The following is a 22,829-nucleotide window of genomic DNA, read 5'->3' as shown; positions in this document are numbered from 1 at the left end:
CCTCAGTGTGCTTTTCTCTCATCGGCGTATCCTTTCCTGCCTGCGCCAACAGGCAGCCTTTCGTTTTTAGATTCGCGAAAGGGTACGCCTACCTATTTCCTATTTCCACACGCTTTGATCATAGCTCGGATAACGCCGATGGTCATATGAAGCGGCAGATCATGGGACGGGAGGTTGTCGTCGCGATCACTGATGGCAAACTCGACTTCGGCCCCTGGGAGCAGATTTTCTATGGTGAGTTCGATGGGCGGCGCAGAAAACGGGTGTTGGTGAAAATCATTGGCGAGTGAAGTCGTGTGGTTGCCCTCATGCCCGGATCAAGTCCGGGGCAGGAGAGGCTCTTTGTTTTTTCACAGATTAGTAGGGTGGGTTTGAGGCGCATAACCGCTACCCACCGACGTAGGATGATGGGTATCGCTGGGGCTCAACCCATCCTACGCAGATGCGACAACGCAGCAAGCTCACAGCGATTAGATCGCTGTAACTCTCTCGCCGATCTCGAACCGCATTAGATCCTCACCCACAACCAACGGTCCCGTGTAGTTCTGTCGCGTCGCCGGTATCAAATCTTCTGCTTTTGCCCCACCGAACAACAGCAGATGATTGTAGACCGCCAGCTTCGGCTGCACGCGGGAGAAGACGATGCCCGCCTGCTCTGGCGTCGTGTGATTGGCGCTGATGCGCTTCAGCTGTTCTTTGTTTTCCGCCGCAGCGCCCGCGGCCGCGGTGACTTCGTGGACGAGTAAATCAGTTCCCTGAGCGTAGCGAATCAGATTCTCATTAAACGTTGTGTCCCCCGATAAAACCACCGAGTGGCCGCGATGGTGGATGCGGTAGCCGAACGCAGGCAAAGCCTCGCCGCCGTGGTCAACTTCGAATGCGAAGATGCGCACGCCGCCGCGGTCGTAGACCATGCCTTCGTTGATTTGATCGGCTTCGAGCTTGACCCCGTCCGGCGGATAATTGTGGCTGCGCACCCGGATATCGACGTGAAACGCTTTGGGCAGATGCTCCATCATCTGCTTGGTGCCGTCCGGTCCCCAAACTTTTAACGGCGTCGTTCGCATGCCCCACGGCCGGCCGATCCAGCCGGTGAGCCAGAGGTCGACAAAGCCGACGAGGTGATCGGAGTGGTGATGGGTAAGAAACAGTCCGGTGATGTCGGCAAACGGAATGCCCAATTGGTGCAGCCGCTGCATGGCGCCGCGGCCGGCGTCGAAAATGAATTTTTCTTTGCCAACCTCTACCAGCGTGCTCGGGCCGAAGCGGTCCAGTACCGGCGGCGGCGCCCCGGTGCCGAGCAGTGTGACACGAAAGAGATTACTGGGTGCGTCTGCCATGGGCGCCTCCTGCTATCAGAGATCAGAAGTCAGAGGTCACAAGTCAGCAGGGAGCAGGGGGCATGGAGCAGGGAGCCAGAGCCGGATCGGATAGCTCGCCAGCTTATTGTCAGAGATAGCGGCGCGCTACCTGGTTTCCGGCTCCCTGCTCCGCGCTCTTTGCTCCCTGCTTGTTCATCCCACCAGTGCGGCCGAGTAGTCTGCCAACTTTTTCTCCAACCAGCGCGTGTTCACTTTGCCGTCGCGATATTCGCCGTCGGCAATGACGACTTTGAGAAACGGAATCAGCGTGTCGATGCCGCTGACGTGAAAATTATCCAACACAACATTGGTTCTATCCGCCGATTCCTGGCGTGTGTTGGCGTGGACGATGAGCTTGGCAAGCAGCGAATCGTAATAGGGCGGTACCATGTAGCCTTCGTAACAATGGGTATCGAGGCGAATGCCCGGCCCCATGGGCGCCTGCCACTGGGTGATGCGCCCGGGGCAAGGCCGAAAGTCGTGCTGCGGCGACTCGGCGGTGATGCGGCACTCGATGGCATGGCCGTTGAACTTGATGTCGGATTGCATGAACGGCAGCGGCTCGCCGCGGGCGATGCGCAGTTGCTGTCCGACCAGGTCGACACCGGTGATCATTTCAGTCACGGGGTGCTCGACCTGGATGCGCGTGTTCATTTCGAGGAAATAAAAATCCGCCGTGTCGTTGTCGTAAATAAATTCAATTGTCCCCGCGCTCTGATAGCCGATGCTGCGCGCCAGCGTGGCGGCGGCGTTGCAAATTTTCCCGCGCACTTCCGCCGGCACGGCGTAGGCCGGCGCCTCTTCGACGATCTTTTGATGGCGCCGCTGCAGCGAGCAGTCGCGCTCGCCGAGATGAATTACATTGCCGTGCTGGTCGCCGAGAATCTGCACTTCGATATGGCGCGCGTTGCCGACGTAGCGCTCCATGTAGAGGGTGTCGTTGCCAAAGGCCGCGCGCGCTTCGGCGGCGGCCATTTTGAACGTGTCTTCGATCTCGTGGGCATTCCAGACGAGCTTGATGCCACGTCCGCCGCCGCCGGCGGAGGCCTTGAGCAAAAGCGGAAAGCCGATGTCCCGCGCGAGCTGCGCCGCTTCGTGCGGATTGCGCGCTTGATCGGAGCCGGGCACCAGCGGCACGCCGGCGCCGCGAGCGATTTTGCGCGCTTCGAGCTTGTCGCCCATCATAGTGATGTTCTGCGCGCTCGGGCCGACGAAGGTGATTTTGTTTTCGACACAAGCTTCAGCGAGAGCGGCGCGTTCTGAGAGAAATCCGTACCCTGGATGGAGCGCGTCGCAGCCAGTGCCGATTGCGGCGGCCATGAGATTTTCCACCTTCAGGTAGCTGTCCGTCGAGCGCGGTGGGCCAATGCAGACCGAACGATTGGCGATCTGTGCCGCCATGCTCTCGCGGTCGGCGTCGGAGACCGCGGCGACGGTTTCGATGCCGAGACTTTGGCAGGCTTTGATGATGCGCACGGCGATCTCGCCGCGGTTGGCTACTAGGACTCGGGTGACGCTCATGGGGAGCTCCTGGATAAAAGAGTGTTCACGCGCATAAAGCGAGAGGGGCAGGTCTGAGACCTGCCCCTAGGGTGACTACGATTCTGCTTCAGCGCTGGACCTGAGGGTTTAGGCTCTCAGTTGTTTCTATCCTCTGCGCCTCTGCTCGAGATAATTCGATCTACGGTTTTACAATAAACAGCGGCTGGCCGAACTCGACGAAGCTGCCGTTTTGCGCGACCACTTCGACGATGGTGCCTTTGACGGCGGCGCGCACGCTATTAAAGACCTTCATGACCTCGATCAAGCCGCAGGTGGTGTCTTCGGTGACCTTCTGGCCGACTTTGACGAATGGCGGTGCGCCTGGCTCGGGCGCGACGTAAAAGGTTCCTAGCAGCGGTGCCGTGATCGCGACGTGGCCTTCGGGAATCGCTGCGGGCTTCGCAGCTTGCGGTGCAGTGGCGGGGGCCGCTGCTGGTTTCGGCGCTGCTGCTGGTGCGGCAGTGGCAGGCGCAGCGCTGATGACCACGGGTTGCGCGTTGCTGCCGAGCGGTATGGGGTCGCCCTTGCTGACGGTAATTTTCAAATCGCCCACTTCGAGCTGGAAGTAATCGAAATGCGACTCGTCGATTAGTTTCAAGATATGCAGGACGTCGTCTTCGCTGAGTTCCATGAGCTCTACCTTTCCCTCGATGATTGGTTATTCTCTCGCACCTAGCATGAATGTGTCGTCGATATCAACACAGTGGCAGTGATTCTGTATTCGAATCATTTCCCCGCTACCCGCACATTGCGCAGGTCCATGCGCGCCATGGAGTTGAACTCCACGCCAGCGAATTTCGGATTGAGCACCGTGCTTTCGGCGGTCCAGAAAAATGGCATGATGGCGGCGTCCGTTTCGATGAGCATCTGCTGTGCTTCGTCGTAGAGCTTGGCGCGCTTGCCGTTGTCCAACTCGCGCGCCGCTTGTTCCAAGAGCTGGTCGTATTTCGGATTTTTCCAGCGCGTGTGGTTGTTGCCGCTGTTGGCGGTGAACAGCTTCATGAAATTATCCGGGTCGGGATAGTCTGCGCCCCAACCCAGGCGAAAGATGTTGGGCGGATCGTTTTGCAGCTTTTTTAGGTAGACTTTCCACTCCTGGTTCTCCAGCTTGACCACCACGCCGAGGTTTTTTTGCCACATGCTCTGCACCGCTTCAGCGACCAGCTTGTGGTCTTCCTCGGTGTTGTAGGCTAAGACCACGGGAGGAAAGCCTTTGCCGTCAGGGTAGCCGGCCTCACGCAGCAGTTTCTTGGCTTCCTCGACATTGAGGCGAAGGCCAAGCTCTTTTTTGTGTGCCAGCATCCCTGGGGGAATCCACGAGGTCGCGGGGATTTCGCCGCCGTGCAGGATGGTCGGAAACACGTTGCGGTCGATGGCTAAGGAAAACGCCCTGCGCACGCGCACGTCATCGAACGGCTTTCGGTCAATGACGAAGCCGTAATAGTAGCCGCGCAACTGCGGCACGCGCTTGAAGCCCGGCTTGCTTTCAAGCTTTTTCTTCTCCAGCGCCGGAATGCTGTGGTTGTCGATGAAATCGAGATTGCCCTGCTCATACATCGCCAGAGCCGTGGTTTTCTCATTCACCATTACCATCGTCACGCGATCCATGGCCGGCTTGCCGCGAAAAAACTTCGGGTTACCCTGGAGCTCGATTTCATTTTCATGCTTCCAAGAAGCCAGCGTGAACGGACCGTTGGTGATGATATTGCCAGGCTCGGTCCAACGCGTGGCGAATTTTTCGATGACATCCTGGCGCTGTGGGAACGTCACTTCGAAGGTCGTGATGGCGAGAAAGTAGGAGGCGGGATGGTTCAGCTCCACTTCGAGGGTAACGTCGTCGCGGGCGCGCACGCCGACGCTGGACGCTTCGGCTTTGCCGCGGTTATAGGCTTCGGCGTTAACGATGTCGTAGAGGATATAGGCATACTCCGACGCGGTCTTCGGATTGAGCAGCCGCTTCCAGGAATACTCGAAATCCTGCGCCCGCACTGTCTTGCCGTCGCTCCAGAGCACGTCATCGCGCAGGTGAAACACCAGCTTCTTGCCGCCGTCGACAACATCCCAAGATTTGGCGACCACCGGCGCGGGTTTGAGATCTTTGTCGAATTCGCTCAGGCCGACCATCAGATTGGAAATCACATTGAACGAAACATGGTCGGTGGCCTTGGACCAATCCAACGACGGCGGCTCGACGCCGAGATTGACGCGGAAGTGATTATCGGCGCCACCCTTGGGTGCAGACTTGCAGCCGAAGGTCGCCGTCAAAACGAGCGCGAATAGGCAAAACAGCTTGCGTGGGTTCAAAGAGATTACCTTGCTTGAGAAGGATTTAGCCGCTATTACTACCCCAATAGTCGGAGCGCTTCAAGAAAAGGAAAACAGATGGACGCCAAAGAGTTGTTGATGTCGAGCCTGGTGATCGAAGGCCACCGCGATGTCTACGAACAGATCTACCGCAAATCGGTCGGCGAAGAGTCGCCGGTCCGCGATGCGTTGGCGCCGCGCTTGATCCGCGACGGCATCAACATGACGGTCTATGCGATCTGCGGCGATTCTTATTCGCACTCGCAAAATACCGGGCGCTATTTGGAAACCGCCCTCGAACAGATCGATCAGTTCCTCGAAGAAGCGCCGCGCTCCGAGGGCATGATTCAGATGGTCAAGACCCGCGGCGATCTACCCGAGAAAGCCGAGCCCGGCACGGTGAAATTTCTGCTGCATTTTGAAGGCTGCATGCCGCTGCGCGGCAGCATCGAGAACTTAAGAAATTTTTATCGCTTGGGGCTGCGCTCGATTCAGCCCGTGTGGAATTTTCGCAACGAGTTGGGCGACGGCGTGTGGGAAAACCGCACCGGCGGCGGGCTGACGAATTTCGGCGTTCAAGTCATCAAGGAAGCCAACCGCCTCGGCATGATCGTCGACTTGTCGCACATGAACCGTGAGGGCTTTTTTCAGACGTTGGATGTGGCCACGGCGCCGCTCTTAGTCAGCCACGCCAACGCCTGCGGCATGTTGAAAAATCCACGCAATTTAGACGACGAGCAGTTGAAGGCGATCGCCAAACAGGGCGGCTTGGTCGGCATTCTCGCTCTGCCGGAGCGAGTCGGCGCAGGCGAAGTCGGCGTCGAGGACATGCTCAAACATATGGACTACATCATCAACCTGATCGGCATCGAGCACATGGCACTGGGTATGGATTTCGTCAAATACGACGGACCGCGCACGCTCAAAGATCGGCATCATCCGCTGCACAAAGACCCGCTGATCAAAGGGTTCGAGGAGATCGAGGATCTGCCGAACCTGATCGATGGCTTGCAGAAACATGGCTACAAGGACGACGAGATTCGCATGATTCTCGGCGGCAACTATTTGCGCGTGTTGAAGACGATCTTGCCGGAACGGTCGGTGATCTGAGTGGGGATCTTTTTACACCACGAAGGGCACGAAGGTCAGAAAAGGTTTTTATCCGAACTTCGTGATCTTCGTGCCTTCGTGGTGAGTAATTCAGAATGACATTTATCGGCTCTCCCACTCGCCGCATCGACGGCGTTGAAAAAGTCACCGGTGTAGCGAAATTCACCGGTGACTTAAATTTCTCTGATCTACTCGAAGCGAAAGTTTTGCGCAGCCCGCTGCCGCACGCAGAAATTGTCTTAATAGACTGGACCCGAGCGCAGGCATTGCCTGGCGTAGTTGCCATCCTCACGCGTGACGACCTGAAAGATATCGATCCTTATTATGGCAACTGTTTGCGCGACCGCGCGGTGGTCGCTACTGATCGCGTGCGCTTCGTCGGTGAGCCGGTGGCGGTGGTTGCGGCTGAAGATGGGCTCATCGCCGAAGAAGCGCTGGCGTTGATCGACGTGAAGTATCGCGAGCTGCCAATCATTGCCGACGCCGACGCGTCGCTGGCCGAAGGCGCGCCGCTGCTTCATCCGAACCAAGCGGGCACCGGCGAATTTCACGACGTCGCCGGGGTCGGTGAGACTTTTGGCGGCAATATCTGTCATCGTGAGCGCTTCATCAAAGGGAATCCTGATAAGGCCTTCGCCGAAGCCGAGGAAATCGTCGAAGAGACATTTACCTTTCCGATGATTTACCAATATGCCATGGAGCCGCACAGCGCGGTGGCGCGGGTGACGGCCGATGGCATTACGCTGTGGAGCTCTTCGGCCCATCCGTTTCTGGTGCGCTCCGAGCTGGCGCATATGTTTGGCTATCCCCATTCCAAGGTCGAAGTGATCGTGCCCTTTGTCGGCGGCGCCTACGGCAGCAAGTCCTATTTCAAGATCGAGCCGCTGGCCGTGGCCATCGCGCGCAAAGCCGGTGGGCGGCCGGTGCGCGTCGTCCAGAGCGTGACCGAATCGATGTTGACCACGCGGCGCCATAACGCGCGCATTCGCATGAAAACCGGCATCGAGCGCGACGGCACACTGGTCGCGCGCGAAGCGGAAGTCGTGATGGACACCGGCGCCTACGCCGACAACGGGCCACGCGTGGCGAAAAGAGTCATCAGCCGCATGATCGGGCCCTATAAGCTCGACCACTGTAAAGTCGACGTGCTGGCGCTGTACACCAATACCGTTCCCGCCGGTTCCATGCGCTCCATTGGCGGGCCGCAGACGATCTGGGCGTTGGAGTCGCACATGGATTCGATCGCAGCGCGCTGCGGTATCGAGCCATTTGAATATCGCATGCGGCAATTGCTCGATCGCGGCGAAACGCTCAAGCCCGGCTCGACGGCGGTGGACGCCGATCTGCGCCAGGGGACGAAAGCAGCGGTGGCGCCGCTTGACTGGCAGAGTGCAAAGCGCAAAGCGCCCAAGGGTGTCGGAGTTGCGGTTGGAGTTTCTGACTCTGAAGCGATGCCCGTTTCGGTAGCGCTAGTGCGACTCCTCGCCGACGGCAGCGTGATCTTACTCGCCGGCACGACCGAAGTGGGGCAGGGCGCACGCACGATTCTCAGTCAGATCGTCGCGCAAGAGCTGTCGCTTCCGGTCGAGCGCGTGATCATGCGCGGCACCGACACGCTGGCGACGCCGTTTGATCGCTCCACCGGCGCGAGCCGCTCGACCACGGTGATGGGCAGCGCGGTGAAAGCGGCGGCGGAAGACTTGCGACGGCAGGTGATCGATGCGGCAGCCGAATGTTTCAAAACAAGCGTGGGCAATATTTCGCTGAAAGATGGTGAAGCCAGCGCAGGCGATAAACGAATCTCATATGCGAAAATCGTCAGCGCCTACTTCGGCATGCCCGGCGGTGAATTGATCGGGCGCGGCACCATGCGTCCCGACGGCGCGCTGGGAAAGACTTTCCCGCTATTTTGGGAAACCGGCATGGGCGCCGCGGAAATTTCGGTGGACGAAGAGACCGGTGCGATCAAGCTGGAAAAATATGTCACCGTGGCCGACGTCGGCAAAGCGATTAATCCCGTGCAGGCGGAAGGACAGGACGAAGGGGCGACGGTACAGGGGTTGGGCAATACGCTTTTCGAATCGCTCGAGTATGAAAACGGCCAACCGCTGAACGCGAGCCTGGTCGACTACCGCGTGCCACGCTTTACCGATTTACCAGAACAGTTCGATTCGGCGCTCATCGAGAATTGCGATGGCCCGGGTCCCTACGGTGCCAAGGGCATGGGCGAGTCCGGCGTGGTGTCCGCCGCGCCGGCCATCGGCAACGCGTTGTTCAACGCCACCGGCGTGCGGGTGCGCGATTTGCCGCTGACGCCGGAGCGAGTCTGGCGCGCGCTCGGCGGCCGCAAGGAGAAGCAGCACAAGGGTTGACAGTGTGGGGCGAACTTAGCTCTAATTTTCTCTCCGAATCGCAACGGTGGGAGGCATTCTTATGGTCCTGCTCATGAAGTTGTTCGTGATTGTTGCTGGTTTCTCGTCGATCCCGAGCAGCGCCCCAGCACAACCTTACTACCAAGGCAAAACCATTCAGATGATCGTCGGCTATTCGGCGGGCGGCGGCTTTGATGCCTACGCCCGGACCATCGCCCGCCATATGAGCAGACATGTTCCGGGAAATCCGTCCTTCATAGTTGAAAACCGCACCGGCGCCGGCGGCTTGATCTCGGCCAACCATCTTTACAATGTTGCTAAACCGGATGGACTGTCGATGGGGCACTTTGTCGGCGGTCTTTTGTTGGGTCAGGTTCTCGATCAGCCGGGCATCGAGTTCGATGCGCGTCAATTCGAATACGTCGGCGCCCCGGTGATCGATCACTCCGTCTGCGTGTTTACCAAAGCGAGCGGTATCACGAGCATGGATAGGTGGAGGGCGTCAAAAACAGCGGTGAAGATGGGCGGTCTCGGCCCTGGATCGACGACGCCCGACAATGTGACGCGGGTGCTCAAAGAAGCGCTCGGCCTGCCCGTGCAGTTGGTCAGCGGCTACAAAGGCGTGGCGGAGATTCGCGTGGCGGCAGAGAGCGGCGAGTTGGCAGGGGGCTGTTGGGGTTGGGATGGTACCAAGCGCCCCTGGGGCAAGCAGCTGGAATCGGGCGAAGTCGTTGTCGTGTTGCAGAATTGGCTGAAGGCCCATGCGGATCTGCCGAAGGTTCCCCTGGCGATCGACCAGGCGAAGACAGCTGAAGCGCGTGAGCTGATCCAAGTGGGAATCCACGATCAGAGCGCCATGCTTCGCCCCTTCGTTCTGCCGCCCAAGACGCCAAAGGAGCGTGTGGCGCTCTTGCGCAAGGCGTTTCTTGACACGCTCAACGACCCAATGTTTAAGGCCGACGCGGAGAAAGGGAGGCTCGATATCGAACCCGTCGGCGGCGAAGAGGTTGAAAAAATTGTCCATGGGCTTTTCCATCTGCGCCCGAGCCTGGTGCATCGCTTCAAGGACATTCTTTACAAGTAAATCTTGCTTCCGATCGGAGGATAGATGACAAGATCGCGGGCTGCCTCGCTGCTGTCAGTGGTGCTAATGGCAATGGTTTGGGTCACCCCTGCTGCTGCCCAAGAAGCCAATTTCGAGGGCAAGACGATCCGCATGGTCGTTGGCTTTTCTCCCGGCGGCGGATTCGATGCTTACGCCCGCGCCATCGCGCGCCACTACGGCAAGTATCTTGCCGGCAAGCCGACGGTTGTCGTCGACAACATGCCCGGCGCTGGGAGTTTGATCGCGGCTAATCATACGTACAATCAAGCGAAGCCGGATGGCTTGACCATCGGCCACTTCATCGGCGGCGTCGTCACGGGGCAGCTGCTCGGCAATCCGGCAGCGCAGTTCGATTCGCTAAGATTTGAGTGGCTGGGAGCGCCATCGAAGTTGGACGCGGTGTGCGCGGTGACCAAGGCCACAGGGGTAACCGATCTGCGCAGCTGGATGAGCGCCAAATCGCCGGTGAAGCTGGGCGCCACCGGTCCAGGTTCCGAGACCTACGATGTGCCGCGGGTGCTCCAGGCTGCCTTGGGTCTGCCCATGCAAATTGTCTCCGGCTACAAAGGCACGGCGGATATTCGCCTGGCCGTGGATGGCGGTGAATTGGGCGGCTTATGCTGGGGCTGGGAAGTGATGAAAGCGCAATGGGCGAAGGCGCTCGATGGCGGCGATGCGCGGGTGGTGATTCAGGCCGTGGCCAAAGCCGAAGCCGATTTGCCCAAGGTGCCGTTGGCCATCGAGCAGGCCAAGACCGACGAAGGCAAACAACTGATTCAAGTCGGCATCCACGACCAGGCGACTATTTTGCGCCCGTTTGCCCTGCCGCCGGCGACGCCCAAAAACTTGGTGCGAAGCATGCAGCGCGCCTTTCAAGAAACCATGAAGGACCCACAATTCCTTGCCGAAATGCGTCAAGCCAAATTGGGAGTGGAGCCCGTCGACGCAGCGGAAATCGAGCGCGTGGTGGCCGGGCTGACCAAGCTCGAAGCGAGCCTGGCGAACAAGCTGCGCGACATTATCGGCATCAAGAAATAGTCACCGTGAGCACGCAGCCAACTTCATTTCGCGTCGTCGGCACCAGCCCAAGACGCATCGATGGCGTCGAAAAAGTTACCGGTCAGGCCAAGTTCACGGGTGACCTGGCGCTTGACGGATTGCTTCATGCGAAAGTGCTGCGCAGCCCAGTGCCCCACGCTTTGATCGCTGCCATCGATGCCAGCAAAGCCGAAGCTTTTCCCGGTGTGGTCGCGGTGCTTACGCGCGAAGATCTCACGGGTATCGATCCTTTTTACGGCCACTGTTTGCGCGACCGCCCGCTGATCGCCGTCGATCGGGTGCGCTACATCGGCGAACCGGTCGCGCTCGTAGCTGCGGAAACGGCGGCAACGGCCAATGAAGCATTGGGCTTGATCGAAGTGCGCTACCAGGAGTTGCCTGTGCTCGCAACCGTCGCCGATGCTTTGGCCGAAGGCGCGCCGCTGCTGCATGAGAACGTCGCCGGCGTCGGCGAGTTTCACGAGATGGCCGGCGTCGGGGATACGGAAAAGTCCAACATCTGCCATCACGAGCGCTTCACCAAGGGGGACACGGCCCAGGGATTCGCCGCCGCCGACGAGATCATCGAAGAGCACTATGAATTTCCGATGATCTATCACTACACCATGGAGCCGCACACGACCATTGCCAAGGTAATCCGCGATAACATCACGCTGTGGACGTCGTCGGCGCACCCGTTTTTGATTCGCTCTGAGATTGCCCACATGTTTGGCTATGCGCAGAAAAACGTCGAGGTCATTGTCCCCTTTGTCGGCGGCGCCTATGGCGGTAAGTCCTATTTCAAGATCGAACCGATGGTGGTGGCCATGGCGCGAAAAACCGCCGGCCGACCGGTGCGCGTGGCGCAGAGCGTGGCCGAATCGATGCTGACGATCCGGCGTCATTCTGTGCGCTGCCGCATCAAGTCGGGCGTGAAGCGCGATGGCCGCATCGTCGCCCGCGAGGCCGAAGTAATCATGGACACCGGCGCCTACGCGGACAACGGACCGCGCGTCGCCAAGCGCGTCGCCAACCGAGTGCACGGGCCCTACGACATCGAGCACTGTCAGATCGATGTACTGGCTGTTTACACCAATACCGTTCCCGCCGGCTCGATGCGCTCCATCGGCGGTCCCCAGTCGATCTGGCCGCTGGAATCGCATATGGACTCCATGGCCGAAAAACTTGGTATCGATGCGCTCGATCTGCGGCTGAAAAATCTGCTGCGGCCGGGACAACGCTTGCGCGACGGCGCCAAAGCGATCGACGCCGATTTTCGCGTCGGCATCAACAAGGCCGCGGCGGGGATTGGTTGGAGCGAGGGGAAAAATCTTCCGACGGGTCGCGCGTTGGGTTTGGCCGTGGGTGTCACCGATTCCGAGGCGATGCCGGTCTCGGTGGCGCTGCTGCGGCTCCTCGCCGATGGCAGTGTGATCGTCATGGCGGGCAGCACCGAGGTGGGCCAGGGCACGCGGACGATTCTGTGTCAGATCGCCGCGGAAGAGCTGCGTATAGCCGTCGAGCGAGTGACCGTGGGCGGCACCGACACCGACTACACGCCGTTTGATCGCTCCACCGGAGCAAGCCGGTCGACCACCGTCATGGGCAACGCCGTCAAAGCCGCGGCGGAAGATTTGCGCGAGCGGTTGTTAGGGGCAGCGGCCGAAGTTCTCAAAGCCAGCCCACAGGCAATCCTGTTGAAAGACGGCGAAGCTAGCGCTGGAGACGAGCGATTGTCCTATGCCAAGATTGTCAGCGCTTACTTCGGCATGCCGGGGGGCGAACTGGTCGGCCGCGGCTACATTCGTCCCGGCGGCGGCATGGACACCCAGTTGCCGGTATTTTGGGAGACCGGCATGGGCGGCGTTGATCTTACTGTGGACGGCGTAACTGGAGCGATTGTTCTGCACAAATATGTTAGCGTCGCCGATGTCGGCAAGGCGATCCATCCCGAACATTGCCATGGGCAGGACGAAGGCGCTGCGGTTCAGGGACTGGGCCACACGCTATTCGAATCGATGGTGTACGAAGGGGCACAACTGCTGAATCCAGGTTTGGTCGACTACCGCGTGCCATGTTTTACCGACCTGCCCCAAGTTTTCGAATCGAAGCTGGTGGAAAATCGGGACGGGCCCGGTCCCTACGGGGCCAAGGGGATGGGCGAATCGGGTATTGTCTCCATCGCGCCGGCGATCGGCAACGCCATCGCGCGGGCCACTGGAGTCAGAATGCGCGAGCTGCCGCTGACGCCCGAGCGAGTCTGGCGCGCGCTGCGCGAATACAAGTGAGGTTAAGGCGATGGCGAATGCGAATTACGAAAAGATTATCAAGGCGATCGACGAGCAAAAGAAAGATCTCGTCGATCTCTGTCTGCAGCTCGGCAACACGCCGAGCTTTCATGCCCGTGAGCGAAAACTTGGCGAGGCGGTGCTGCAATGGCTCAGCGCCGCGGGCATCAAGGGCGAGCTGCAGTTCATCACCAGCGACAGCGTCAACGCCGTGGCGACGCTGCGCGGCTCGGGGGAAGGCAAGAGCCTGATCTGGAACGCGCACATGGACACGGGTCCTGAGCCTGGGCCCGATGCGACGGACGACGAACTAAAAATGGAAACCGCCTGGGTCGACGGCGATATGCTGTTCGGCAAGGGCATGATCAACGACAAGGCGCAGCTCTGCGCTTTTATGATCGCCATGCGCGCGATCAAGCGGAGCGGCGTCAAACTCAAAGGCGATCTCACATTGACGGCCGTAGCGTTCGAGACCGGCGCGCCATCGGTAGGTCAGCATCAGGGCATTAACTTTCCCGGCGAAGGCTTTGGCACCAAGTGGGTGGTGGATCGCGGCGTGGTGGCCGACTATGCGCTAGTCGGCGAGACCTCGGGGTTCGGCGTCGTGCAAGCCGAGTGTGGCGCGGGCTGGTACCGCGTCCGGGTTTGGGGCAGGGAGGTTTACACCCCGCGCTACATCCGCGGCAATTCCGTCCAGGAAAATCCCAACGCGTTCATCAAAGCGGTGCCGGTGATCAATGCCATTGAAGCTTGGGCCATCGAATACGAAAAGCGCGAGACGATGAAGTTCGCCGGCGGCACCATCATCCCGAAAGCGCAGATCGTCGAAGTACACGGCTCAGGGCGGGTCGACCGGCCAAGCCCGTTCTGCGACGTCTTCGTCGACGTACGGATTAAACCAGGCAAAGATCCCAACTCGGTCAGGAGGGAGATCGAAGCTGCGCTCAAGCCGTTGGGTCTCAACTGTGAAGTGTCGCTGTTCCAATATTCGCGCGGCTACATCGCCAAGAACGCCGAGGCGCTGATCGATGCGATCAGCGAAGCGCACCGCTACGTGTTTAACAACGAGCCTCCGGAGCCGCCCTCGGCGGAGACCAGCATGTGGCGCGATTTGAACGTGTTTAACGAAGTGGGCATTCCATCGGTCTGCTACGGCCCGCCGCGCCAGCGCGAGCCCATGAGCGGCGCCGGCAACCGGGCGATGAAGATTGACGATCTGCTGGCGTCGACGAAAGTGTACGCGCTGACGGCGCTGAAGCTTTGCGAGACGGAGTGAGGTGCGCTGTGGGAACGAGAAATATCCATTTCACCACAAAACTCACGAAGGACACGAAGGTAGGAGAAGAACAAGATTGCAAAATTTCTTTATCCGATCTTCGTGTCCTTCGTGGTGCAATCCCCATCATCGCTTTAGCACTAGTATTTCATTTTCCAGCAGCGACCTCGGCGCTCGCCCAAAACATCCGCATCGGCATTCCCGGTCTCAGCGCGGAATTTACACCGGTGTGGGCGGCCAAGGATCGCGGGCGGTTGAAGAAGCATGGTTTGGAGGCGGAGATCATCGTCATGCAAGGCGGCACGCAGTTGGTGCAGGCTTTGGTTGGCGGCAGCCTCGACTTCGCCGTCATGGGCGGAGCCTATCTGAGCGGTGCCGTGCGCGGCGCCGATCTCGTCATGGTCGCGACCCACATGGATCGGTTTCCCTACTCGCTGATTGTCAAGCCAAGCATCAAGCGCTCCGAAGATCTCAAAGGCACCAAGCTCGCCATCAGCCGCTTCGGTTCGAGCAGCGACGCCGGGCTGCGCGTGGCGCTGCAGCGCTCGGGGATCAATCCCGACAAAGATGTCACCATCATGCAAGTGGGCGGCCAGACCGAGCGTTACGCTGCGCTTAAAGCCGGCGTCATCGACGGCACGGTGGTGATTCCGCCGCTCAGCAGCGCGGCGCAGCGGGCGGGCTTTAACTCAATCATCAACATGGCCAAGCTCGGTATTCCGTTCCCCCAGGAAGGCGTGGTGGCAAGCCGGCAATATATTGCGACGCGGCGCGATACGTTGCTGCGCTTTTTGCGTGCGTACTTGGAAGCGGTGCGGGATTTGAAAGCGGAGAAAGAGTTTGCCATCGCGGTAATGGCAAGACATCTGCGCATGGACCCGAAGAAAGACCGCGAGGCGCTGGAAGACAGTTTCCAGGAAGTGGTCATTGAACAGATGCTGAAGGTTCCCTATCCGAGCACGGAAGCCGTGAAGATGGGCATCGAGCTCCTCGGCAAGGATCGTCCGGCGAAGGCATCGGGCGATGCCAAGGATTACATTGACGGAAGCTTGATGCAGGAGTTGGAGAAGAGCGGGTTTATTCAGACACTCTACAAATAAATCGTGATCGTGCCTTCTCCCTCCGGGAGAAGGTCGGGATGAGGGCTCATTTTGGCAGTGTTTTACTCTCGAAAGCGCCCTCACCCTAGCCCTCTCCCAGAGGGCGAGGGAACAAGAACGAAGGTTGATCTTTTATGAAATTTTGCGTGCAACTCAATCCCCAAGTTTCCATCGACAAACCAAGCGCATCGCTGATGCCGACCTTGATCGAGCAGGTGCGGGTCGCCGATGCCGCCGGCTTCGACGCCTTTTCGATGGGCGATCACTATAACATCCCCGGCTTGCAACGGGTGAATCAGGTGCCGGCGCTGGCGCGGCTTTGCGCTGAGGCGAAGCGCTGCGCTGTCGGACCGGCGGTGATGCTGCTCGGCCTGCGCCATCCGGTGACCGTGGCGAGCGAGCTGGCGAGCCTGGACGTTTTGAACAACGGCAACTCTTTTGCGGCGTTTGGCTTGGGCTACCGCCAGGAAGAGTTGAATGCTTTCAACCTGACCAAGAGCGACCGCTTCAATCGCTTTGTCGAAGGCGTCGAGATTATCAAACGGCTGTGGACCGAAAACGATGTCAGCTTCGACGGCAAAGCGTTCAAATTGAAAAATGTCAGCGTCGATCCCAAGCCGCTGCAGAAGCCGCGGCCGCCGATCTGGATTGCCGCGAACACCGATGCCGCTGTCGTTCGCGCGGCGCAGATCGGCGACGGCTGGATGATCGGGCCGCACTCGGCCATCGACGAGTTGCAGCGGCAGGTCGAGTTGTGCCGCAAAACTTGGCGGGATGCCGGTAAACAAGGCGCCCCGGAGATGCCGATCATTCGTGAGACTTTCGTTGCCAAGAGCCGCAAGGAAGCCGTCGAAAAAGCGCGGCCCTGCTTGGAGCAGCTCTATCGGGCGATCTACGTCAAGTGGAAACAGAACGAGGCGATGAACGATCCCAACGAACTGAGCTGGGCTTTCGACAAACTGGCCCAGGGGCGCTTCATCCTTGGTTCGCCGGAGGAGTGCATCGAGCAATTGAAAGAATATGAGAGCCGGCTCGGCGTGAGTTATTTTTTACCGCGCTTCGACTGGACGCCCGGTTTACCGCAGGAAGAGATTCTTGCTTCGATGCAGTTGTTCGGCGAGAAGGTAATAGCAAAACTTTAAATTGAGTGAAGGAGACTGGCCATGAGAAAGAGTGCGTCGTTGTTTGGATTGCTGCTCTTTACGCTTATCATATTGCCCTCCGCCGCCTCGGCGCGCATCGTGGTTGGGATCTCTTCGGTCAACGTCGCGTTTTTGCCGATCTATGTCACGATTGAGAAGGGTTTCTTCAAGGACGAGGGCCTCGACGTGGTGCCGGTCATGTTCAATTCCGGCAATACCAACTTGCAGGCGATGATCGGCGGCGACGTGCAGATTATGGCGAGCGCCGTGGCGGAGACGGTGTTGGGGCGGGCGCAGGGAATTGACGTGAAGAACTTTTGGGGTATCTGCAATTTGATGCCCTTCGAGCTCTATTCCCACGCCAAGCTGACTTCGATGAAAGAGACCAAGGGAAAACGCTTCGCCATCAGCCGTTTCGGCTCGCTGTCGGATTTTCTCACCCGCGCGAGTTTGCTGCGCTTCGGCATCGATCCCAAGGAAGTGACGATCCTCCAAATTGGCAGCACGCCGGCGCGCTTTGCGGCGCTCAGCTCCGGCGGCGTCGATGCGACGATCCTTTGGTTTCCGGTGACCGAGCAGGCCAAGACCATGGGCTTTCGTAAGCTGTTCGATCTTAAAGAGATGTATCCCGAGTGGCCCTACGAAGCGTTTGCTGCGCGCGAAGGTTGGTTGAACAAAGAGCGCGAGCAGGTGACGAAATTTTTACGAGCCTATCAGAAGGGAACGCGGCTGACGCGCGACAATCGCGATGAAGCGATCCGGGCTTTGAGAAAGTTTGTCAAAATGGACCCGGTCCATGCGCCGGCGGGCTACGATCAATACCGCGACTCGTTCCCCGTCGATGGGAAAATCGCCGAGAAGGGCATCGCCACCGTCGCCAACGAAGAGTTCGATCAGGGGCGCATCAAACGGCGTGTCACGCTCGATGAAATGGTCGACCGCTCGTTCATCAATGTGCTTGGCGGCAAATAGGCAACGCTTCTGTAGGAGCCATGGCTCGAAGCCCAAGCGGCAATGGAATTCGTTAGTTTTCTCGTCATCGCGTTGATCGTCGCCATTCCTGTCTACCGGCTGTTATCTCGCCGTGTGGCCACGCCGAAGTCGCGCGTGACTTCGATGCTGCGGCAGTATGACGCACTTGCGCGGAACGGCCTTTCCGAAGGCGAAGCCTTGCTTCGTATATTGATGAAGCGGCGCGGTTGGAAGGATCTGCCGCACGGCTTCCTCAGTGAGTTGATTGTACGCTTGGCCTCGAAGGAAGCCGTCATGCGGTTCGTCTCGCTGGCGGAGGACTATGGATATACAAAAGACAAACTGCCAAACATTGCGCGCGACTTTGAGCCTGCCAGAGCGACCGAAGAGGTGGCCTGTTTGCTTGCCCGTTTTGGCTACGAAATACAAAAAGAGGAGCGCTTTAAGGAAGCTGAGTTTGTTCAACAATTGGCCTTGGCTTTGGGGCCCGATTGCTATTTCACCAACCTCACACTCGCGGCGACTTATCACAAGACGGGGCGGCACGAGGAGGCTCGACCGCTGTTTGAGCACGGCCTCGCTCGGCTCGACGCAGCTCGCTCGGAAAATTTGTCGCTCGAATGTTTTACCGAGCTTGACGCGGCCGCCATGCGCCGATCGTGGCGCGAAATGCATGGCGACTGCGTCAAGTCGCTAGCCTAAGGGTCGTTACAAACTATTTTGCGCCAAGCTCTCGCGACGACGCAAAAGCGGAATGCCGGCTAACGCCAAAATCCCAACAGCGAGCAGTCCGAGCTTGGATGGCTCCGGCACGTTGACTACCGCAATACCTCGCAGCGCCGTGCCACCGCCGATCCCTCCCACCAAGGTGGCGGCTCCGGTGCCAAGATTGATGGTAAATAGCTGAGATGCAATGCCGGTCGGCGCGGTGAGCGACGCAAAAGCGACGCCGGTGATGCCGGAGATATCGAAGCCGACATTTTCGCCAGTGTCAAAACCAAGGGCCCCGACCGGGAATAACGTGCCGGTGTTGGGCGAGGTTCCGGGGGGAAAGTTCACGCTGCCTTGCGTGAGCACCTGATCCGTGAGGGAGTCGATCACGTAGAGCGTAGTCTGACCGTTGACGCCGCCGGGGACGTTGTTGCTATAGGCCGCGCCGACGATGTTGGGATTGCCGGGGTTCAGAGCCGCATCGTTGTTGATCACGCCAGTGCCGCCGGCGGTAATGCGCAGGTTTTGCTCGTTGTTGCTGACGACGCGGAGTGCGTTTGGCACCGGGTTGAAATCGACGCCGAAGGCGCTGCCATTGAGACTCAGGCCGGAAAGAATCGACGTCGCCGCGCCGTTGCCAAGATTGATGCTGTAAACATTGCCGCCGCTGCCGAGGCCCACGAGAACCCCGGGCGTCGCCGGGCGAAAGTCGATGCCGAGGATCTGTTCGCCTGCGCCAAGGCCGCTCACGGCCAGCGGCGAGCTGACTGCGCCGGGGGAGGCACTGTCGAAGCTAACCAGCTGATTGCTAGTGGTAACGCCGTAAATAGTTTCCGCACGGCTTGATGATGTGACGCTGGCGGCGACCAAACTGGCCACAAGCGCCAGCCCCAGGCGCAGGTTGATACCGTTTCTTTTGTTTTCCATCGGTGATTCCTTCTTAGGATAATTTTTCGCAATTATCCTAAGTGCGTCCGCACCGTGCCGTTTGGATTTACCGGCCTAGCCGAATAATTCCGCCGCCCAGATTTTACGAGAAATAGACAGCTATGAGAACCGAAAACGATTGCCAGTGTAAACTTATTTGACAAGCCCCGCCCGTTTGGCGATTTTTTCTACGGTGCGGTGTTCTTCGCGGATTTGTGCGATCAACTTTTCTGCTTAGGGTAGGTTTGGGCGCCGGCATTTTCCTGCGCGAAAAAACCATGAGCTACTATTATAAAAAAGTCCAGACGAGCGGCATTTTTGGATTCTCCTCGCGTTCTTTGATTTAAAGAGTTCGACCAACGGCTCCTCGATAGGCGATTGCGCCCCACTTGTCGAACCCATCTGGATGCGCCCGGCAATAGGGTCTTCGTCGCATTGTTGGGAAAATCGCTCCTTAGTCGACTTCAGCGCCATGTCCCACACGCCGATAATTTCGACAAGTAGGAAGCGCAGGCGCCCGGAAAAGCCAAACCATCGAGGAACGTTTCTTCCAAAAAGCGGTGTAAACGAGAAAGGATTGCCGTGATTCGAATCGACAACGCAGCGATACGCGAGGCTGAGGCGCCCCATGAACGCGAACTGATCGGCGCGCCGATGTCCGTGAGCGACATCATGACGCGCACCCTGATTACCCTGAGTCCGAACCAATCCATGGCGGACGCGGCCAGCCTGTTAAATCAATATGCGTTTCGTCATTTCCTAGTCGTTGAAGCCGGCGGCAAACTCGCAGGCGTGATCTCAGACCGCGATATTCTGCGCGCCCACGCGGTCAAAAGCGGCTGGCACTCTCACCCCGTGAGCGAATTCATGACCGCCAAACCCAGCACTGTGACCGAGGATGTTTCTTTGTCGGTGGCCGCCGACCTGATGGTGGCGAAGCGGATCAACTGCCTCCCGGTGGTAGACGCATGCGGCCTGGTGTCGGGCATCGTTACGTCCACCGATCTCTTGAAAACCTACCGGCAGGTGCAGCGCTCCATCGAACGCAACGCGCATCTGTAGTCACAAGACTTTCCAATATCTCACCCTGGTCCTGGCCCGCCGCTGTATCTATTCAAAAACCTTGGTTTGACAGCAGCGGAGCGCTTTGTTATCGGACACGTAGTTGCCGATAGCAGGAGCGCGCGCATTGCCCAGCCAAAAATTCTTAGTGAACCCGTTTCTTGTTGTTCTGCTGCTTCTTCCGTTTAACCCGATCCACGCCCAGACACGCAGCAAAGTCGTCATCGGCCACGCGTCGATGAGCTCGGTGGTTCTGACCCTTTGGGCGGCGCAGGATCGCGGCTTCTTTGCTAAAAATGGCATCGATGCGCAATTGATTTTTATTCCCGGCTCACCGACGTTGATCGCTTCTTTGAACACCGGCGATGTCCATTTCGGCTACACCGGCGGCACGGCAACGCTCGGCGCCGTCGTGGGTGGCTTGGACATGCGCATGCTCGCCTCCTTTGCCAATCGGGTGCAGAGTGAATTGGTAGCGCGCCCGGAGATTAAGACGCCAGCCGACCTCAAAGGAAAACGCATTGGCGTCACCAGCATCGGCGGCACCGGCTGGATGTCGGCGCTGTTAATTCTTGAACAGATCGGCCTGAATATCGATCGCGACAAGATATCTATTTCATCGTTCGGCGATCAGCGGGTGATCAGCCAGGCCCTCGAAGGCGGGACAATTCAAGGCGCCGCGTTAGCCGGCGTCTTTAGCCGTAAGCTTAGGCGCGCTGGCTACTATCTGCCCGGCGAGCCGGATAAAATCGCGCTTACCGGTACGGCCCTGGTGGGGAAGGCCGACTACCTAAACGCGCATGGTGCCACCGCTCGCAATGTGGTTAAGAGCCTCGTTGAAGGGCACGCCTACGTGCTCAATCCGCAGAACAAAAGCTCGATCCTTGAAATCCTGTCCAAGCGTTTGGGGCTACGCGATCCGGCGATGGCGGCCGATGGCTTGGAGGATTATGTCACTGGGGTCGAGCGCAAGCCGTTTGTCGGCGTCGACGGCTTGAAAAATATCCAGCGCTTCATGAAAGAGCGCAATCCGAAGGTTTCCCAGATCAATCTGGAAAAGATCATTGACGAAACCTATCTGCGGGAATTGGAAAAAAGCGGGTATCTCGATCAGATCCTCGGCGCGAAGGCGCCGGCAAAATAAATTTCTAAGCGAGGGAGGAATTCGACATGGCCATAGACGGAATGAAAGTCATCGACCTCGACAGCCACTTAGTGGGCGATCTCGATAGCTGGGACCAGACGATCGAAGCGAAGTACAAAGAGTTCTTGCCAAAAAAGTTGCCGACCAAAGACAACGAGCGGCGCAAGACCCTCGTCGGCAACCAGATCATGATCGGCTCGGAGCTCGGCCGACAAAAGGCTGAGAAATTAGAATGGGTAACACCCGCTGACCTGACGCCGGAAGGGCGCGTGCGCAACATGAATCTCGATGGTATTGACGTCGCCGTGCTGTCGCCCAACTCGCCTGCGCTGGACATCCTCTGGTTCGTTGACGATCCCGAGCTCGGCGCCGCATACGCTCGCGCACAGAACAATTACATGCACTGGTACTCCTCGCAGCAGAAAGGCCGGCTCATGTGGGCCGGCGTCATTCCCCTGCAAGATCCCAAAGAAGCGATCAAAGAGCTGCACCGCTCGCGCGAGCTGGGCAGCAAGGCTTTGAACGTCAAAGCCACGCCGATCCCCGGTAAAGAATGGTGGGACCCGCACTTCGATCCGATCTTCGACGAGCTGGAGAAAACCAAGACGCCGATCATTTTCCACGACACCAAGACGGGCTCGATGGGGCATGATCGCTTCGCGGATAATTTTTTCTTCTCGCACATGGTCGGGCGGACGATCGAAAGCATGGTCTGCTTGATGGTGTATCTCTGCGGCGGCGTGATGGAGAAGCATCCCGACTTGAAAATCATCTGTCTGGAGACTGGCGCATCGCAGATGCCTTGGTGGCTGTCGCGCATGGATGAGCACTGGGAAAAACTGCCGCACTTGGTGCCGTGGCAGAAGCGCAAGCCGAGTGAAATTTTCAACGAGAGCGTCTTTGTTGGTTGCGAACCCTTCGAAGACGGCCTGTTCGAATGGGCGGTGGAATATTTAGGCGGCGATCGCTTGGTGCTGGCCACCGATTCGCCGCATTGGGATTCGTCCAAGCCCGGCCAAGTGACCGGACCTGTGGCACAGAGTACGAAGATATCCAAAGAGAATAAGAAAAAAGTTTTGGGCGAGAACGCGATTAACTTGCTGGGGTTGGGACTCTGAGCTGTTCCGGCCCTATTAGCCCGGATTATTCATCGCTGCAACGCGATCGAAGTGAAACTCTTCCGGAGCGAAGGCAACAGATATCCGCTTCGATGCCGCCCTGTAGGGGCGACCGGCGGTCGCCCTGCTCTGCGAATGGCAGTGAAAAGGTCGAAGAGATGCCAAGCATCGGCGAATCAAACCGAACGATCTGCGCTGATGCCTTCGCTCCTCCAGAGTTCCACTTCGATCGACACAGTGTCATGGGTTTTCCTCGT

Annotated in this window: 18 protein-coding genes and 1 pseudogene; 14 read left to right on the top strand and 5 right to left on the bottom strand. The window is 58.6% G+C overall.

Translation table 11 applies throughout. The features are described from left to right. Positions 1–128 precede the first annotated feature (128 nt). Positions 129–290, top strand: a pseudogene (locus FJ145_25000) (YjbQ family protein). Between the two features lie 180 nt (positions 291–470). Here the strand turns inward: FJ145_25000 and FJ145_24995 are convergent. The 4 genes from FJ145_24995 to FJ145_24980 all read right to left on the bottom strand — a co-directional run bounded on the left by FJ145_24995 (position 471) and on the right by FJ145_24980 (position 5,213). Then, on the bottom strand, positions 471–1,340 hold the full coding sequence (locus FJ145_24995) for an MBL fold metallo-hydrolase (protein MBM4264669.1): 870 nt from the start codon (positions 1,338–1,340) through the stop codon (positions 471–473). Positions 1,341–1,514: 174 nt separating this feature from the next. Continuing rightward, on the bottom strand, positions 1,515–2,882 hold the full coding sequence (accC, locus tag FJ145_24990) for an acetyl-CoA carboxylase biotin carboxylase subunit (GenBank protein ID MBM4264668.1): 1,368 nt from the start codon (positions 2,880–2,882) through the stop codon (positions 1,515–1,517). Between the two features lie 160 nt (positions 2,883–3,042). Next, positions 3,043–3,534 (bottom strand): acetyl-CoA carboxylase biotin carboxyl carrier protein, encoded by a 492-nt coding sequence (gene accB / locus FJ145_24985; protein MBM4264667.1) that lies wholly within the window; start codon positions 3,532–3,534, stop codon positions 3,043–3,045. Between the two features lie 95 nt (positions 3,535–3,629). Further along, on the bottom strand, positions 3,630–5,213 hold the full coding sequence (locus FJ145_24980) for a peptide ABC transporter substrate-binding protein (GenBank protein ID MBM4264666.1): 1,584 nt from the start codon (positions 5,211–5,213) through the stop codon (positions 3,630–3,632). Positions 5,214–5,285: 72 nt separating this feature from the next. Here FJ145_24980 and FJ145_24975 point away from each other — a divergent pair, with 72 nt between their 5' ends. The 10 genes from FJ145_24975 to FJ145_24930 all read left to right on the top strand — a co-directional run bounded on the left by FJ145_24975 (position 5,286) and on the right by FJ145_24930 (position 18,312). Further along, complete coding sequence (locus FJ145_24975) at positions 5,286–6,317, top strand: hypothetical protein (protein ID MBM4264665.1); 1,032 nt, start codon at positions 5,286–5,288, stop codon at positions 6,315–6,317. A gap of 95 nt (positions 6,318–6,412) precedes the next feature. Beyond that, the gene (locus FJ145_24970; protein ID MBM4264664.1) at positions 6,413–8,689 is read left to right on the top strand and encodes a xanthine dehydrogenase family protein molybdopterin-binding subunit; all 2,277 of its coding nucleotides are present in this window, start codon (positions 6,413–6,415) and stop codon (positions 8,687–8,689) included. A gap of 61 nt (positions 8,690–8,750) precedes the next feature. Next, positions 8,751–9,773, top strand: coding sequence for a hypothetical protein (locus tag FJ145_24965; protein MBM4264663.1), 1,023 nt, complete (start codon positions 8,751–8,753; stop codon positions 9,771–9,773). Positions 9,774–9,797: 24 nt separating this feature from the next. Next, positions 9,798–10,832, top strand: a complete 1,035-nt coding sequence (locus FJ145_24960) for a hypothetical protein (protein ID MBM4264662.1) — start codon at positions 9,798–9,800, stop codon at positions 10,830–10,832. Then, entirely contained in the window at positions 10,442–13,120 is a 2,679-nt protein-coding gene (locus tag FJ145_24955) for a xanthine dehydrogenase family protein molybdopterin-binding subunit (protein ID MBM4264661.1), read from the top strand. The genes FJ145_24960 and FJ145_24955 overlap by 391 nt, the downstream gene beginning before the upstream one ends. A 10-nt stretch (positions 13,121–13,130) precedes the next feature. Further along, the gene (locus FJ145_24950; protein MBM4264660.1) at positions 13,131–14,396 is read left to right on the top strand and encodes a M20/M25/M40 family metallo-hydrolase; all 1,266 of its coding nucleotides are present in this window, start codon (positions 13,131–13,133) and stop codon (positions 14,394–14,396) included. Next, positions 14,381–15,496, top strand: a complete 1,116-nt coding sequence (locus tag FJ145_24945) for an ABC transporter substrate-binding protein (GenBank protein MBM4264659.1) — start codon at positions 14,381–14,383, stop codon at positions 15,494–15,496. Before FJ145_24950 ends, FJ145_24945 begins: the two co-directional genes overlap by 16 nt. Positions 15,497–15,630: 134 nt before the next feature. Continuing rightward, positions 15,631–16,638: an LLM class flavin-dependent oxidoreductase gene (locus FJ145_24940; GenBank protein ID MBM4264658.1), complete on the top strand. Its 1,008-nt coding sequence runs from the start codon at positions 15,631–15,633 to the stop codon at positions 16,636–16,638. Between the two features lie 21 nt (positions 16,639–16,659). Beyond that, the gene (locus tag FJ145_24935) at positions 16,660–17,610 is read left to right on the top strand and encodes an ABC transporter substrate-binding protein (GenBank protein MBM4264657.1); all 951 of its coding nucleotides are present in this window, start codon (positions 16,660–16,662) and stop codon (positions 17,608–17,610) included. 72 nt (positions 17,611–17,682) lie between these two features. Further along, the gene (locus FJ145_24930; protein ID MBM4264656.1) at positions 17,683–18,312 is read left to right on the top strand and encodes a hypothetical protein; all 630 of its coding nucleotides are present in this window, start codon (positions 17,683–17,685) and stop codon (positions 18,310–18,312) included. Between the two features lie 6 nt (positions 18,313–18,318). Here FJ145_24930 and FJ145_24925 read toward each other — a convergent pair whose 3' ends face one another. After that, a complete protein-coding gene (locus FJ145_24925) occupies positions 18,319–19,248 on the bottom strand; it encodes a DUF4394 domain-containing protein (protein MBM4264655.1) in 930 nt (309 codons plus the stop codon). Between the two features lie 582 nt (positions 19,249–19,830). On the opposite strand from FJ145_24925, the gene FJ145_24920 reads away from it, so the two are divergent. The 3 genes from FJ145_24920 (at position 19,831) to FJ145_24910 (ending at position 22,572) form a co-directional block, all read left to right on the top strand. Continuing rightward, positions 19,831–20,310: a CBS domain-containing protein gene (locus FJ145_24920; GenBank protein ID MBM4264654.1), complete on the top strand. Its 480-nt coding sequence runs from the start codon at positions 19,831–19,833 to the stop codon at positions 20,308–20,310. A gap of 127 nt (positions 20,311–20,437) precedes the next feature. Next, positions 20,438–21,454 (top strand): ABC transporter substrate-binding protein, encoded by a 1,017-nt coding sequence (locus FJ145_24915; protein ID MBM4264653.1) that lies wholly within the window; start codon positions 20,438–20,440, stop codon positions 21,452–21,454. 26 nt (positions 21,455–21,480) lie between these two features. Continuing rightward, entirely contained in the window at positions 21,481–22,572 is a 1,092-nt protein-coding gene (locus FJ145_24910) for an amidohydrolase (GenBank protein MBM4264652.1), read from the top strand. Positions 22,573–22,829 lie beyond the last annotated feature (257 nt).

It is taken from the genome of Deltaproteobacteria bacterium (genome assembly GCA_016874755.1).
In the GTDB taxonomy this organism is placed as follows: Bacteria; Desulfobacterota; Binatia; order UBA9968; family UBA9968; genus DP-20.
This window is presented reverse-complemented; position numbering and strand designations above follow the sequence as displayed.

Coding starts and splice junctions, on each gene's coding strand:
- FJ145_24995 (MBM4264669.1), bottom strand. CDS start 1,340: ATGGCAGACGCACCCAGTAATCTCTTTCGTGTCACACTGCTCGGCACC.
- accC (MBM4264668.1), bottom strand. CDS start 2,882: ATGAGCGTCACCCGAGTCCTAGTAGCCAACCGCGGCGAGATCGCCGTG.
- accB (MBM4264667.1), bottom strand. CDS start 3,534: ATGGAACTCAGCGAAGACGACGTCCTGCATATCTTGAAACTAATCGAC.
- FJ145_24975 (MBM4264665.1), top strand. CDS start 5,286: ATGGACGCCAAAGAGTTGTTGATGTCGAGCCTGGTGATCGAAGGCCAC.
- FJ145_24970 (MBM4264664.1), top strand. CDS start 6,413: ATGACATTTATCGGCTCTCCCACTCGCCGCATCGACGGCGTTGAAAAA.
- FJ145_24965 (MBM4264663.1), top strand. CDS start 8,751: ATGGTCCTGCTCATGAAGTTGTTCGTGATTGTTGCTGGTTTCTCGTCG.
- FJ145_24960 (MBM4264662.1), top strand. CDS start 9,798: ATGACAAGATCGCGGGCTGCCTCGCTGCTGTCAGTGGTGCTAATGGCA.
- FJ145_24955 (MBM4264661.1), top strand. CDS start 10,442: ATGGGCGAAGGCGCTCGATGGCGGCGATGCGCGGGTGGTGATTCAGGC.
- FJ145_24950 (MBM4264660.1), top strand. CDS start 13,131: ATGGCGAATGCGAATTACGAAAAGATTATCAAGGCGATCGACGAGCAA.
- FJ145_24940 (MBM4264658.1), top strand. CDS start 15,631: ATGAAATTTTGCGTGCAACTCAATCCCCAAGTTTCCATCGACAAACCA.
- FJ145_24935 (MBM4264657.1), top strand. CDS start 16,660: ATGAGAAAGAGTGCGTCGTTGTTTGGATTGCTGCTCTTTACGCTTATC.
- FJ145_24925 (MBM4264655.1), bottom strand. CDS start 19,248: ATGGAAAACAAAAGAAACGGTATCAACCTGCGCCTGGGGCTGGCGCTT.
- FJ145_24910 (MBM4264652.1), top strand. CDS start 21,481: ATGGCCATAGACGGAATGAAAGTCATCGACCTCGACAGCCACTTAGTG.